The organism is Mesorhizobium sp. M0159 (assembly GCF_040322295.1).
Lineage (GTDB): Bacteria > Pseudomonadota > Alphaproteobacteria > Rhizobiales > Rhizobiaceae > Mesorhizobium.
The window spans coordinates 1-13355 of sequence record NZ_JAMYTF010000086.1 but is presented as its reverse complement, the minus strand read 5'-3'; the positions used below and the strand labels follow the sequence as shown (position 1 = coordinate 13355).

General features: G+C 60.2%; 17 protein-coding genes and 1 pseudogene. 9 read left to right on the top strand and 9 right to left on the bottom strand.

Features of this window, described 5'->3' with window-relative positions:
- The 6 genes from NKJ32_RS33875 to NKJ32_RS33850 all read left to right on the top strand — a co-directional run.
- On the top strand, positions 1-605 hold a 605-nt coding region (locus tag NKJ32_RS33875; protein WP_352830217.1), incomplete at its 5' end, for an ATP-binding protein.
- Between the two features lie 357 nt (positions 606-962).
- Positions 963-1265, top strand: coding sequence for a DUF982 domain-containing protein (locus NKJ32_RS33870; protein ID WP_352509682.1), 303 nt, complete (start codon positions 963-965; stop codon positions 1263-1265).
- 256 nt (positions 1266-1521) lie between these two features.
- The gene (locus tag NKJ32_RS33865) at positions 1522-1770 is read left to right on the top strand and encodes a DUF982 domain-containing protein (RefSeq protein WP_352830215.1); all 249 of its coding nucleotides are present in this window, start codon (positions 1522-1524) and stop codon (positions 1768-1770) included.
- A gap of 401 nt (positions 1771-2171) precedes the next feature.
- Positions 2172-2408 (top strand): DUF2442 domain-containing protein, encoded by a 237-nt coding sequence (locus tag NKJ32_RS33860; protein ID WP_352774745.1) that lies wholly within the window; start codon positions 2172-2174, stop codon positions 2406-2408.
- Positions 2409-2494: 86 nt separating this feature from the next.
- On the top strand, positions 2495-2977 hold the full coding sequence (locus NKJ32_RS33855) for a class I adenylate-forming enzyme family protein (RefSeq protein ID WP_352830213.1): 483 nt from the start codon (positions 2495-2497) through the stop codon (positions 2975-2977).
- Between the two features lie 69 nt (positions 2978-3046).
- Complete coding sequence (locus NKJ32_RS33850; protein ID WP_156948355.1) at positions 3047-3322, top strand: hypothetical protein; 276 nt, start codon at positions 3047-3049, stop codon at positions 3320-3322.
- 843 nt (positions 3323-4165) lie between these two features.
- Here the strand turns inward: NKJ32_RS33850 and NKJ32_RS33845 are convergent.
- Complete coding sequence (locus tag NKJ32_RS33845; protein ID WP_352707951.1) at positions 4166-4456, bottom strand: hypothetical protein; 291 nt, start codon at positions 4454-4456, stop codon at positions 4166-4168.
- Positions 4457-4699: 243 nt separating this feature from the next.
- Between NKJ32_RS33845 and NKJ32_RS33840 the strand changes: the two genes are divergently transcribed.
- Entirely contained in the window at positions 4700-5053 is a 354-nt protein-coding gene (locus NKJ32_RS33840) for a hypothetical protein (RefSeq protein WP_352707952.1), read from the top strand.
- Positions 5014-6369 (top strand): SGNH/GDSL hydrolase family protein, encoded by a 1356-nt coding sequence (locus NKJ32_RS33835; RefSeq protein WP_352707953.1) that lies wholly within the window; start codon positions 5014-5016, stop codon positions 6367-6369. Before NKJ32_RS33840 ends, NKJ32_RS33835 begins: the two co-directional genes overlap by 40 nt.
- A gap of 7 nt (positions 6370-6376) precedes the next feature.
- Here NKJ32_RS33835 and NKJ32_RS33830 read toward each other — a convergent pair whose 3' ends face one another.
- Positions 6377-6565, bottom strand: coding sequence for a hypothetical protein (locus tag NKJ32_RS33830; protein WP_023722438.1), 189 nt, complete (start codon positions 6563-6565; stop codon positions 6377-6379).
- Between the two features lie 176 nt (positions 6566-6741).
- Positions 6742-7023, bottom strand: coding sequence for a hypothetical protein (locus NKJ32_RS33825; RefSeq protein WP_023722439.1), 282 nt, complete (start codon positions 7021-7023; stop codon positions 6742-6744).
- Between the two features lie 313 nt (positions 7024-7336).
- Between NKJ32_RS33825 and NKJ32_RS33820 the strand changes: the two genes are divergently transcribed.
- Positions 7337-7615: a hypothetical protein gene (locus tag NKJ32_RS33820; RefSeq protein WP_023722441.1), complete on the top strand. Its 279-nt coding sequence runs from the start codon at positions 7337-7339 to the stop codon at positions 7613-7615.
- Here NKJ32_RS33820 and NKJ32_RS33815 read toward each other — a convergent pair.
- From NKJ32_RS33815 to NKJ32_RS33790, 6 genes and pseudogenes are all read right to left on the bottom strand, one after another.
- The gene (locus NKJ32_RS33815; protein ID WP_352451783.1) at positions 7609-7962 is read right to left on the bottom strand and encodes a hypothetical protein; all 354 of its coding nucleotides are present in this window, start codon (positions 7960-7962) and stop codon (positions 7609-7611) included. The genes NKJ32_RS33820 and NKJ32_RS33815 overlap by 7 nt on opposite strands.
- Before the next feature lie 1140 nt (positions 7963-9102).
- Positions 9103-9249: pseudogene (locus NKJ32_RS33810) on the bottom strand (IS5/IS1182 family transposase); the annotation flags it as partial.
- Positions 9250-9682: 433 nt separating this feature from the next.
- Positions 9683-10705, bottom strand: coding sequence for a transketolase family protein (locus NKJ32_RS33805; protein WP_502902728.1), 1023 nt, complete (start codon positions 10703-10705; stop codon positions 9683-9685).
- Entirely contained in the window at positions 10702-11541 is an 840-nt protein-coding gene (locus NKJ32_RS33800) for a transketolase (RefSeq protein ID WP_352830220.1), read from the bottom strand. The genes NKJ32_RS33805 and NKJ32_RS33800 overlap by 4 nt, the downstream gene beginning before the upstream one ends.
- 19 nt (positions 11542-11560) lie before the next feature.
- Positions 11561-12313 carry an SDR family NAD(P)-dependent oxidoreductase gene (locus NKJ32_RS33795; RefSeq protein ID WP_023722445.1) on the bottom strand — a complete coding sequence of 251 codons (753 nt, stop codon included), beginning with the start codon at positions 12311-12313 and terminating at the stop codon, positions 11561-11563.
- A gap of 35 nt (positions 12314-12348) precedes the next feature.
- Positions 12349-13242 carry an amidohydrolase family protein gene (locus NKJ32_RS33790; protein ID WP_352830209.1) on the bottom strand — a complete coding sequence of 298 codons (894 nt, stop codon included), beginning with the start codon at positions 13240-13242 and terminating at the stop codon, positions 12349-12351.
- Between the last annotated feature and the right edge of the window lie 113 nt (positions 13243-13355).

Sequence of the window (13355 nt, the reverse complement as noted above, 5' to 3'; positions counted from 1 at the left end):
GCCCGAACGTGGATGAAAGGCGTAACGGACAATCTTCTTTGCCTCGCCATCCTGATAACGGGCATTATGAGCCCAGTCCGACCGGCACAGGCAAGAGCCATCTGGCCATCGCACTTGCCGTCGAGGCTGTGAAGGCTGGAAAGAGCGTCTATTTCTGCACGCTCGCCGAACTCATCGCCGCACTGGCAAGGGCCGAACGCGAAGGCCGCCTGCAGGAACGCATCCGCTTCTTCTGCCGGCCTGCTCTGCTCGTTGTCGACGAGATCGGCTACCTGCCCGTCATCCACGGTGGCGGCAATCTGTTCTTCCAGCTCGTCAACGCCCGCTATGAGAAGGGCGCCATGATTCTCACCTCAAACCGCGGCTTCGCCGAATGGGGCGAGGTCTTCGGCGATCCTGTCGTCGCAACCGCACTTCTCGATCGCCTGCTTCATCATGCGGTCGTCGTCCAGATCGAAGGATCGAGCTATCGGCTCCGACAACACGCCGAGCTCATGCCCGAACACCTGCGATCAAAAGCCTCCATCACGCCGCCGACGCTCAACGCACCATCACGACCGCGCGGCCGGCCGCCGAAAAATGGACACCCTTCCGCAACAGCCTGAGCGGCGAAACTGGGGAATTTTACTTCGGCACTTTTGGGGAAAATTCGAGCGGCATTGACAACCAACAGGAGAACTTTGACCGATCGCGGGTGCGAAGCCGCATTGGCATGTGAGCGCCCAAATAGACTGCCAAGCCACGCTCGAGTCAGCGTGCAGATCTTTGCCCAATGGCCCGAGGTGATGGGCTGCCAAACCGTGACTCTCAAGCTCCCCTCCGAAGACTGCACCAGAGGACAACGACCCGCTGCCTTCCTCTTAAACCGTCATCGCTCTGACAACACATTCTGCAATGCTCGGCGGATGTCGATGAGGCGGCTCATCACGCAAAGTAGGTATTCAGCAGGTCGGGAGGAACGAATGAACCCTGATGCTTTCCGCAGCCCAGTTTTCGTTAAGCGTGCAACGTACATCGTGCAAGAGATTGCCAGCCTGGCCGACGCCATCGATTTCCTCAACGAGTGGCCAGGAAACCGCAGAGACTTGATCCACGAAGCCGCCCTCAAGGCGTGCTATGATGCATACGACGAGCGAATACCTGTAAGCGCAGCGCGCAATGCCTTTTTCGGCTTTGCGAAACGGGCCGCTATATTGGAAGATGCAACCTCCGCGATGCAGTGGCTCGCTGCCTGCAAGTCGGGCAGTGGAAAAGTGAAAGTGTAGGCATACGCGAAATGTGCGAGGCTGGCGCGGGTAGCACGCCAAGGAGGGCACTGTGTCGAGATTTCACAGTTCGCCGAAAGCAAAAGCTTCTCAAAATCAACAGCAAAACGGCAGATCTCGCGCAACCCCCATCATAACCAGACCCACTGCACTCGGTCGCTAGGCTAGTGCCAAGTCCAGCGACGAAGATGCAGCGGAACCATTCGGCTGGCAAAGAAGTGCGACCGAGGCCTGTTGCCGTAGAGGAGGCGGAGAGATGATCGGCTTGAGCAGATTTGAGCGGCCAATGGTTGCTAAGGTTAGCCGTCACAGATCGGAGCGTATCGTGTTCGACGTCAATGACGCGGCCGCTATCTTGCTCCGTGATCTTAGTCGTCGGACCGAGAAACGGAAGATACCGATGGACGCCTGTCGGCAAGTATTGCGTGGCGAGGCTCATCCATCAGCTGCACGAAGAGCTTTCGTCGCAGCCGCGCTCGAAGCAAAAATCCTGCGCAGTGACTAAAAAATGAAGCCGCGCGATATCGGTTGGCTATGCCCAGGTTCGAGCACGCCGTTCGGCTTTAGCGTCGAGCAGCCGTTCGCCGCGAAGAGCGGCACGGCGATATATTGACGGAAAGGAGAAGGGAGTTCGCGCGGCTTGTGCCCCGGAGCGGGTCTCCACACAGACGGCGCAGCAACTGGCTTCGCAGGATCGGCCTCGGATGATAGGCAGGCCGCTGGTCGCTTCCAGCACGACCCGGCAAAGCCGACGGCGCCGAGGTCGAGTTCTCGATGAAGACTTCGATGAGTCGGACCGGATTGTCCTGCATCACCTAAACGTCTAGGCACTCGGGAAAGAGTGTCGCTTGCCGGCGATCCTCGCCCTCGACAAACCGATTCATCCCATGTCGGCTCTTCTGAGCCTTGTCCACCGAGAGCGGGATTAGCCCGACCGGCCTTGGCCTGCACTGGCCGCAGCTCGATGCCGATGTGGATGTGCCGGCGCTGCTGCAAGGTGTGTTCGGCTCCAAGCGTTGCCAACGTGCCAAGAGAATCGCGGGCTCCCGCTGTTGGCCGGCCTCGTGCCAAAGTTCCTCGATGACATGGGCATGGTCGCAACCAATGCCTCCGCTCGCGCGCGAACACATCCGTGAAAGTTGATGCAATCAGTCAACAAACGTGATAGCGGCGTCCCCGCCTGCACTGATGGGTGCAATAAGCCTTTCAGATTGACGGAGATCAGGGGAATGGGGTTAACCCGACGCTTGGACGAACACGGCGATCGTCCGGCGCTGATCTTTCCCGGCCGCACGCCGATCACCTACCGCGATCTTGCGCTACGTGTCACAGCGGTGGCAGCCGAGTTCGGACCGGAGAAAAAGCTGGTCGCGGTAGCAGCCGAGCCGACGGAACACGCGGTCATCTCCTATCTGGCAGCCATGCACGGCAGGCACGCCGTCGCATTGATCCCGCCCTGCAACGCATCGGCTCTGGACGACTTCGTCGCCGACTATTCGCCCGAAATCATCTGCAGACGCGTAGACGCCCGCTGGCGCTGCCGCGCGGAAACCGGGAAGTCCTGCATCCCGATCTCGCGGTGCTGCTCGGTACCTCCGGCAGCACCGGCAAGAGCCGGTATGAACAGTTTGCGCGCGGATCTTTCGACAAGTCATTGCTCCACGAGCCGAAACGCTTGTGGAAAAGAAGCGCGGCGCTCGGGCGACGAATGAAGCGATATTACAAGGTCGTTCGTCCTATTGGCCATCTTGGGCTGGCTGACGTGGCGGCTCTGTGGTCGCATGACAGCAGCCGGCCACTTGGGTGTGTTGGCCGCCGCGACAGCAAATATCGCAGCGGCCGGTCCACCCGCCGAGCAAGTCATATTCTTCCACCATGTAGCTCTTGATCTTCAGCCAACTGCCGTGCCGCCAACCGGCTTCCATGGATGCAGGTCAATTCACGATTTGCTGAAACGCGCTGTTTCCGCCCGGGTGGAGCTAGCCTGTCAGTTTAGTGAAGTCGTGGCGCCGCGCGCGAACATGTGCCAGCAAATTCGTTTCGTTTACGACCCCTGATTGAAAGAGATTCAGCGTGGTCGAGGCCAGAATCTGACCGTCTATCGAAGTGCTGTACCATTTAGCGTCGGCGGTTATCTGGTCGACAACCCGCTGGCAAATCGCCCGATCTTTAGGTCTAAGGAACTGACTTTTCGGCGCTCGTAGCATCTCGATGCCTTTAAAGGGGAGTCACTTGTCTCCCAAGCGACACCCATGCGTGGGTCTCCCGAGAATGGATACTAAACGCATCCAGGCCATTCGTTTGAGTGGTACGATGCGGGGCGTTGGCATCGGTGACGTGGTTGCGATCACGGCCGCGGTACGGAGGCGGTCACCGACGACCGTATCAGTGATACAACGCACTTCCTTAGCGGGCGGCCCAGCAGCTTGGGTTAGGGGGCGGCCGCTGGGCCTGACCAGCGAGCGTTCGGGAATGCTCGACTGGCTGGTTGGTATTTTAGATAAATCTAATATAATCGAACCATGCGAACGAAGTACGCGGCGGTAAGAAAGTGGCTGGCGTCCGATTCACTTAGCGGCGCTTTTGCCTTGGGTTCTGGCGAGCTTTCGGACGGGTTTGCAGCCAATTTTGCAGATCGCCGATCTGTTACCCACAGGGACTTTTTCCTCGTCAACAAATCGTCACGATCGCCCTCAGCGGTCGCTCGGCTATGCATCGCAGCTATGGCGTAGTCGGCTCTGTTGGTTCGATAGTCTTCTTTTTGGACAGTCATCGTTTGCTCCCAGTTTCATAGCCCCTCTTTTGCCCTGGCGGGGAGATTAACTGCCGGTGCATTACGCGAGTCAATCGATGAAACGACCACTCCGCAGTCGCGAGGGCGGGGAGCAACCCGACAATTTTTAACGTTGGAACGGCTTACAGACTGCAACACAGCCGCCCTTTCGTCGGGCTGCGTTGATCGCGTTCATGTTGCCCTTCAGCTCGCCGGTCTTGGCTTCACGTACCTTGATGTCGTGTTGTCGCATCATGCTGCCAACCGGCAAGCCAAGCCAAAACACGCCGTCCACGTCACGGCGGGCGGTTCTGTCTTGTACGGCCATTATCGGCGCGAGGTCGGAACTCGTTCGGTAAAGTTCGGCTTCCAACTGGCTGCAGGACTTGCCCGCGTATACGCTGGACGAAACCAGCATGGGCTTGATGTCGGCTGGGCGAGTAGCGCAGCCCGACAAAACGCTGATGGCTACAAACGCACGTAACTTGATTCATGCTTCCCCCCAAAATGCCCGCGGCGAGCAGGCGCTGAGGGCAGGACGAAGTCTATGTGCTTGACGGCATGCGGAATATATTCCTATTCTGCGGGATGCCGCACCCTCGCCGACACGAAGCCGTTTCCGAATATCACCTCGCCAAAATTGAACGACAGGCGTGGCGCCTTGTCTCTGTCGGTCGGGGCGACGCTTTTGGACCTCAAAGTGTCCGCTGCCGACCTCGGCCTGCGGGTTGGTGAACCCGTTGAAATCATCGTTGATCTGATCGCCGCACAAAGCCTTCAGATCATCGGCAGCATCACGGTGTCATCCGGGGTGGCGCACAACGAGAGCAACACGGTCAACCCGGCAGTGGCGGGCGGGCTGGGCTACATGAGCGTTGGGCTGACCGTCACGCCGACCCAGAACGATGTCACGTTTGGCACGAGCCTGCTGGTTCGGCTCAACATCGCTGCCGGCGTCGGTGCGAATGCCTGTTCGTGCTCGGCTGGGCTGTCCAGAAGGCCAAGTCACGCCTGACCTACATCGGCGGGGCTCTCCAATCTGCGGCCATGGTGGCGGAGGATGCGCACCCGAAGCTTAACATCGACCCGTTCTTCCGCATTGCGGCCAGCGGCGTCACCAACGACTATGCTGGCAACCCCCTGATCGGAGCATCGGCTGGCGGGTTTCCTCCTGTTCTGGTCAACGCGCCGGCAGGCTCGCCCTTCGGCACCAGGCCATCAAGCTGCCGGCCGGCCACGCTGCACGACATCAAGACGCCCGTAGCCGAAGCAGGGTTGACGGTGGGAGAAACTGTCTGGTGTATCTTCGCCTTCATGGCGGGGAGTGCCCAGTCCATCCAGTTCATCCACTACATTCCGGTGTCGTCCGGGGTGACCCAGACCGTTCAGATAACCAAAACGGTCAATGGCCTGACGTATATTTCGCTGCCCATCGTGGTCACCCAGAACGACGTTACCTACGGCCTTAATCACCAGCTCCGCATCCTTCCGACAGGGGCCTTGGCCGCGGATGCCTACCTTCCCGGCTGGGCCATCCAGAAGGCACCGGGCCGGCTGATCGATAACCATGGCCGGTTTGACAAACTGGCCAAGGACGTTGCCTCCGTGCCGGCCTCGCAGTTCGCCGGCAAGATCGGTGCGCACTTCGGCGATAGCATCATCGAAAGTGTCATCTGGCCGGGCATCACGCCGACCGCCAAGATTGCCCAGCGCACCGGCATGACGATCACCAACTGCGGCGGCGGCGGTACCCGCATGGCCAACCATGCTGCGAACTATGACAAGTTCTCGTTTTACCGGCTGGCCGATGCCATTGCCTCCGGTGATTTTTCCCAACAGATAGCCGCAGCAACGGTCATCGGAGGCACCTTTCCAGCGATTGCAGCGCGCATGGCATCGGTGGATTACAGCCTGCTGGATTACCTGATCCCCTCGTTCGGCACCAACGACTTCACCGGCGCCGGCCCGACGTGCCCCATCGGCACCAATGCGGACATAACCGGGGCGACCTTCAAGGGAGCCATCAACTACGGCATCCAGACGATCATGACCGCCCGGCCGAACCTGAAGCTCATCTTCACGACGCCGATATGGCGGACGCTGGACGGCACTGCGGGAGGAGCCGGAAGCCAGCTGATCGACTACGCCAACGCCATGCTTGAGGTCTGCGCCCTAAACAGGGTGCCAGTGGTCGATCTGTACCGCCGCTTCATCATCAACCAGTTCAACTACGTTCATTGGATGGGTCCTGGAGACGGAACTCACCCCAACAATCTTGGACAGGACCTGATCGGCGGCATGATGGCGGCGGGGCTGTTCGACAACTTCTAAGTTGCGCCTAGACAATCTCGGCGCGGACGAAATGCCATGACGCCGTGTTAATGATCGTGTCCGGGGTGTAGGGATTGGTGAGTTTCACTAGCGTCCCATCAACTTCCGCGACCGTCCAGACGCCAGTTTCGTCGCTCCAGTCGCCCGGAACGGCTACAATCATGGTGATGCGGTAATCTCTTCCGATTTCGAACATTCGGCCCTCCCCAGTTTTTGGTTCGGGGCAGAATGCCGTGCTTGGGCCGGCGCAAGCGTCACCGACCTCGCAGGCGCGGATGGCGTCGACCAGCGCGACAACCGCGCCACGGGCCAGGTGGATGCCATCCTCGACGTGATCTCGAGCAACCTTTTCACGGCGATGGCAAATCTACCCTAGTGGAAGTCAATCTTTTTCGACGGCTGCGCGGTGTGGCTTTTGAGACTGATGAGCGCAGGCGTGTCGATCTTCGACGCTATCCGCCGGGCCAGTTCCCGCAATTCGAAAAAGCCGTCAATACTCATCAGGCTCAACGGTGTGCCTGACGAAGTATCCCACCGCAAAGGTACTTTGTCTTGCCTGTACGAAGATCCGTTCATCTCGCAAATGGCGTCGTAAATCGCCTGTGCGATCGACATTTCGGCCCGGATACGCTCTGCGTCTTTTTGGCTGTTCATAAGAATTTTTCCCCAAAACCACGGTCCCCCTTAGCCGCTTTATTAGGTGTCGCTAGATCACGCGGATGTGACACGTCGGATAAAATCGATTGATATGGCCGAGGGAGCGCACGCGGTTTTCTTTGGTCTTCGCCGTGTTGAGCGCCATGCAAGACTCGTGCCGCGTCCATCTTGATCGCAGCGTTGAATGGGCACTATTCGCAATGTATATTGCGCCCATGAGCACTGCAGCTGACAACAATTTTTTGCTGCCGCCTCCGGCTCCAGCGTATCTGCCGGCGCGCGTCATCGGCGACCCGAAGAAGGCGGCATAGTGGTCAGCCCGCTTCCGGATCCCGAGGTCGCAGACGAAGCGCCAAGCGAGCCCTACCTCACCCCATACGACAATAAACGCGTCGCCATGTATATGTGGCTGCTGGACGCCGCCTATGACGACGAGGATTGGCGCGTGGTTGCCAGGACTGTGCTGCATATCGATCCCGAGAAGGAACCGAAGCGGGCGCACCGAGCCTGGGAAACTCATCTCGCCCGCGCCCGGTGGATTCTCAAGGAAGGGTACAAGTTCCTGTTCCCGAGCCCCACGACTCACTGACGAGTCTGTCCGTTAGGGCCGAAATTGGGGCCGCAAGAAGATACCGACAAAAGGTTTAATGAAATCAAGGGCATCTGGCGGAGGGAGTGACCGTCCGGCTGTTTTTTCGCGCCGACGTCATGCCTTTTCTTCGCACCGGTTAAAGGTTTTGGTTCCCTGGACCAGGAAACATCGATGGGGCTCGCGGTCACCCAGGTGAAGCCACCGCATCCACCATGCGCATCAAGCGCACTGGTCAGTCGACGCGACAATACACGAGACCCGCCGCGCAGTGCCTCCAGTTCTTTGAGACTGGCACTGATGAAGGCAAGTGCCTCGCCGCGGTTGGGAACCGGTCCCTTCTTCATAGCACGAACCCTGCTGCCACGAATTGACCCCAACTTAATTAAACGCGCTCTCATGGGTGAAAGTGACTGTCAGCATTGGAGGCGCGGAAATTTCTCCCAATGCAGATGCTCAGGACGTCCTTCGCACTGCCGGACGGTGCCTTTTTGAAGCGAAACAACATGGACGAAATCGTGTTTCGTTCGTCTATGACGCCGCCATGTTGCGGGTCGTGACGCCCTAACCTACCGCTGGCCCAGCCCTGACGCTGGCAGAGTATCGCGAGAATGGGGCCTGCCTTCCAACCGATTGCGGATGCACCAACAACCCGGCCACGTTCGACGTTTCACAGCCTGGGGCCTATTTTTCAGGTAACCGGCAATTCGTTGGAGTCCGTTCTCCAAAGTGACGCAAAAAGGCCCGCCCCATTGTCTGGAGCAGGCCCTTTGACTTGCGCGGTACTCAGAACCTTGCCGCTTCGCGAAAGATAATAGCGAATGGTAAACATCGACTGAACGTCCGTGCCGCTTCGGTGGCCTTGGGTTAGGTGCGGCCTGTCCTTGTTGCTGGGCGAGATCGGGGCGGCTGATGCCGGCTCAGTGCGACGCGGATTTCGTGCAAACCCCAACAATGCTGCCCCCGCATCGATCACCGCAAGCAGATTGGCCATCAACTGCAGGGCAAATTCGTTGCTCGCCGGCCGACAAATGCTGGGAGGCACTGCATGCGCGCACTCGGGGACCTGCGGTGAGAGATTGGCGCCCGGCCGCGATTGATCAAAGTTGGGCCTACGGACCGAGTGTCACCGCTTGCGATCGTAACATTGCTGCGATCCGAATTTACTCTTTGGCTCGCGCCCAAGCTGGACGCTCAAGAATGCCGCGTCTTCGCCGATATCCTGACGCTTCAGCCCGGCGACCGGTGGCGCAGGGAAATCTCACGAACGCGAGCCGGATCGCGAGCCAGACCGAAGATGAGCTTTCCACCTCTGCATGATACCGGAGTCTGGGCCCGTTGGCGCAGGATGGAAGTCGATCCTGATGTACGATGATACACTTCCCGTGCGTCGAGATGGGCGGACTCGAAATGAGGCCGCAGTTCGTCAACGACACCGTTGTCGCTCGGGATTGCCTGCTCGAACAGCAGATGTCCGTAATCGGCCGTCAGGCTTCGAGCTCCTTCGGCTGACTTTTGAGGGCGGCGATGAGTAGCCCGAAAAGAGCCTTCCGCCACCGGAGCAGGAGCGAGAAGTTGTAGCCGGCGGGGGCCAGGACGGCGTCGCCCTGCTGGCGGGCGAGGTAGTTGCGGCCAGCTTCTTTCGCTTCGCGCCACCAACCTTCGACCAAACCGGTGCCGTGACACCCGTTCCGAGAACAGGCGAGCCGCGCGCCGGTCCATATGCCGCGAAGGACAGACGAGCCAACATCCCGAAACTTGCTTACGTCGAACTCGCGGGAGACCGGCACCAGGGGGCCTGACACCAAGTCCTCGAATGCCCTCGATGTGTGTTCAAGATCCTAGGAAGTTCTCTCCTTACCACTGGAAGACAGCTTGTCCAGCCGCATCTGAACAGGAGGCCGGTGCTCAATCAGTGCCGCGCAGGATGTGCCCGATTGACAGGCATCAGGGAAGCCCAGGTCCTTAGTCCACAACGCTGTGACGAGCGCGACAACCGCGGCGGGGTTAGCCAGCTCACAGTTCAAGTCGATGGCTCAACTGTTGCATGGGGAGAGCTCTTACTTCTCATTCGCTCCAAATGCGGACGCGGCGCACGAGCTCGGAAGTTGAGATCCCGTAGCGATCGTGAAGCGTCGGCAGCGCGCCAGCGTCGAGGAACTCGTCGGGCAGGGCGATCTGGCGAAAGACTGGGGTCACTCTCTCGCGCATCAGCAGCGCGGCAACGCCTTCGCCAAGGCCACCAATGATGGTGTGGTTCTCCGCCGCCACCACCAGCCGTCCCGGACGGCGCGCCGCGGCAAGTATCGCCTCCGTATCCAGAGGTTTGATCGTCGGAACGTGCAGAACGGCGCAGCCGATCCTGTCGGCTTCAAGCGCCTTCGCCGCCTCCAGCGCGCGCATGGTCATCAGGCCGCTTGAAATGAACAGCACATCCTCACCCTCGCGCAACAGGCGTGCCTTGCCGATTTGGAATGTGTAATCGTACTCGTCGAGCACGACAGGGACCTTGCCGCGAAAAAGCCGCATGTAGACCGGCCCGTTGTAGTCCGCGATCGCCTCCGTGGCCTGTTCGATGTCGAGCGCGTCGCAAGGGTCGATGATCGTCAGGTTCGGCATCCCGCGGAAAATCGCGATGTCCTCCGTCGCCTGGTGGCTGGGGCCGTAGCCGGTCGTCAGCCCCGGTAAGGCGCAGACGATCTTCACATTGAGTTTCTCCTCGGCGATCGCCATGCAGATGAAATCGTAGGCACGTCGCGATGCGAAGACGGCGTAGGTGGTGGCGAAGGGCGTAAAACCCTCCCGCGCCAAGCCGGCGGCGGCGCTCATCAGCACCTGCTCCGCCATGCCCATCTGATAGAAGCGGTCCGGATGCTCCTGTGCGAAGACATGGAGATCGGTGTATTTCGCGAGGTCCGCCGTCAGGCCAACTATCCCGGGCCGCTGGTGCGCCAGTCTGGCCAGTGTGTGCCCGAACGGCGCATTGCGTGTCGGTACGCCATCGGGCGCGATCGACGCGATCATCGCCGATGTGGTCTTGCGCTCACCGGCATTGGCGGCGTGGCGCGGCGCGAATTTTGACAACCTCAACGCGGACGTCCCTTTTCCAAAGCTTCGAGCGCTAACGTCCATTCGTGCGGTTCGACGCGGATGAAATGCGTGATGTCGCGGGTTTCCAGGAATGGCACACCCTTGGCCATGCGCGTATCGCAAACGATCACACGCGGACGAGGTTCCTTCAGGCCGCGCGCCAGGTCGAAGGCCTTGCGGACCGCCTCGATGTCGTTGCCGTCGACGCGCTGCGCATGCCAGCCGAACGCCTCGAACTTGTCGGTCACCGGTTCGGAGGAGAGCATGGCCGTCGACGGACCATCGGCCTGCTGATTGTTGAAGTCGACAATGGCAATGAGATTGTCGAGCTTGTGGTGGGCGGCCGACATCGCGGCTTCCCAGGTCGAGCCCTCACCGAGCTCGCCGTCGGACAAAAGATTGTAGACGAAACTGTCGCTTCGCTTGCGCGTCAGCCCCATGCACATGCCAACGGCAATGCCAAGGCCGTGACCGAGCGAGCCGCCGGTGATCTCCATGCCGGGCGTGTATGGCGCCATGCCCGACATCGGCATACGGCTTTCATCGCTGCCATAGGTTTCGAGCTCTTCCTCCGGCAGCACGCCCGCTTCGATCAGAGCCGCGTAGAGCGCGATCGCATAGTGTCCGATCGACAGCAGGAAGCGGTCGCGTCCCTCCCACAACGTGTCCTCCGGCCGGTAGCGAAGCGCATGGAAATAGGCGACGGCAAGCACGTCGGCGACACCCAGCGCCTGTCCGACATAACCTTGGCCCTGGACTTGGCCCATTCGCACGGCATGTCGGCGGATACGATAGGCTCGTTCGGCCAGGCTGACATTGCTGCCAGCGCGAGGCATCTCAAGATCCGTTATCCTCTCAGCCATGGATCAGCATCCCACCGTTGACGTCGATCACGGCGCCGGTGATGTAGCTGGCCAGATCGGACGCCAAAAAGAGATAGGCGCCAGCGACGTCGCGCGCATCCCCCAGCCGGCTGAGCGGGATTCCCTTGATGATGTCGGCGCGCATGGCTTCGGTCAGTTTGCCGCCGGTGATGTCGGTCTGGATCAGGCCCGGTGTGACACAGTTGACGCGGATGCCTTCGGGACCGAATTCGCGCGCCATGGCCTTGGCAAGCCCCAGAACACCCGCCTTGGCAGCCGAATAGTGCGGGCCACCGAAGATGCCGCCGCCGCGCTGGGCCGAAACCGACGACATGCAGATGATCGAGCCACCGCCATTTTCGCGCATGTTCGGGATGAATGCCTGGCTGAGATAGAGCACGCCGCGTAGGTTGACATCGAGCATGCGGTCCCAGTCAGCCGGGCCGATATCCAGTGTCTTTGCGGGCTGCGTGATCCCGGCAATGTTGCACAGCACGTCGACCTTGCCGAAGGCTTCGGCCACTTCGGCAGCAGCCCTCTTGCACGCATCGAGGTCGGCGACGTTACAGGCGAGGCCAATGTGCTCGGGCCCAAGCGACTCGGCGGCGTCACGGGCCTGTTGCTCATCGAGGTCAAGAATAGCAATGCGCGCGCCTTGCTCCGCCATCAGCGTTGCCGTGGAGCGGCCTATCCCCCGAGGGCTCGCGGCCCCTGAAATCACCACGGCCTTGCCCTTCAGCAACATGTCGAACTCTCCTGCTATTTCTCTTTGCCGGTGATCTAAAGTCGGTAGAACCGGGCGGCGTTGTCGTGGAACAACGCAAGCCGCTCCTCATGGGTGTAGCCTCGCGTGATCTCCTTGAAGGCGTTCACGATCGCATCGAAGCTCGAAAACAGCTTGTCGACCGGAAAGTTCGTCGCGAACATCGAGCGGCCGACGCCGAAGGCTGCGATCGCCTCCTCGACATAAGGACGAATCGAGGCCATGGTCCAAGTCCAGTCGCCCATGCCGAGGCCCGAGATTTTGCAGGCGACGTTCGGCGCTTGCGCCAACTGGTGCATGCCTTTTTTCCAGGCGCCAAAATGCTCGGCGCCGTCGACCTGCATGCCGGTGTGATTGAGAATGATCTGGACGTCGGGAAAGTCGCGCGCGAGTTCGAGGAACTCGCCCATCTGGGGATAGTAGAGCTGCAGGTCGAAGCTCAGCCGATGCTTCGCCAGCTCCCGGAAACCACGCCGCCATTCGGGTGTCCGGCTCACCTCCGCCCGCGCCTGATATGTCTTAGCGGCGTCGGGATGGTAGTTCATCGACTGCCGAATGCCGCGGAAGTTCTGATGTTCCATGTGGCGGTCGAGGAGCTCGCCAACATCGGGTCTAGACAGGTCGGCATAGCCGACGATGCCGTGGGGAAACCCCCGCTTGTCGGCGATCTCCTGCAGCCAGCGCGTCTCCCCAACCGGATCGCTGGGATCGAACCCCACATCCAGGTGCACCGATTTTACGAGGTTCTGGTTCTTGCCGTCCTCAAGATAGTCCTCGAGAAGGTAACTTTTTCGGATCGCCTCGTAGTCACCGAAGGCTGACGGCTTAACCCCGTCGGTCAGCCACGGATAATAATTGGCCTCCAGATCCCACAAATGATGGTGCGGATCGATGAACGGCAGCTCGGCCACGGTCGGGATTCCTTGCTTGAGGTCTGGACCCCCGCCACACACCCGGGCGGTGCATTGGTTGCGGGGCGCTGGGGGGGGGGTATCCCCGGGGGCGAAGCCAGTTTTGGACAGGG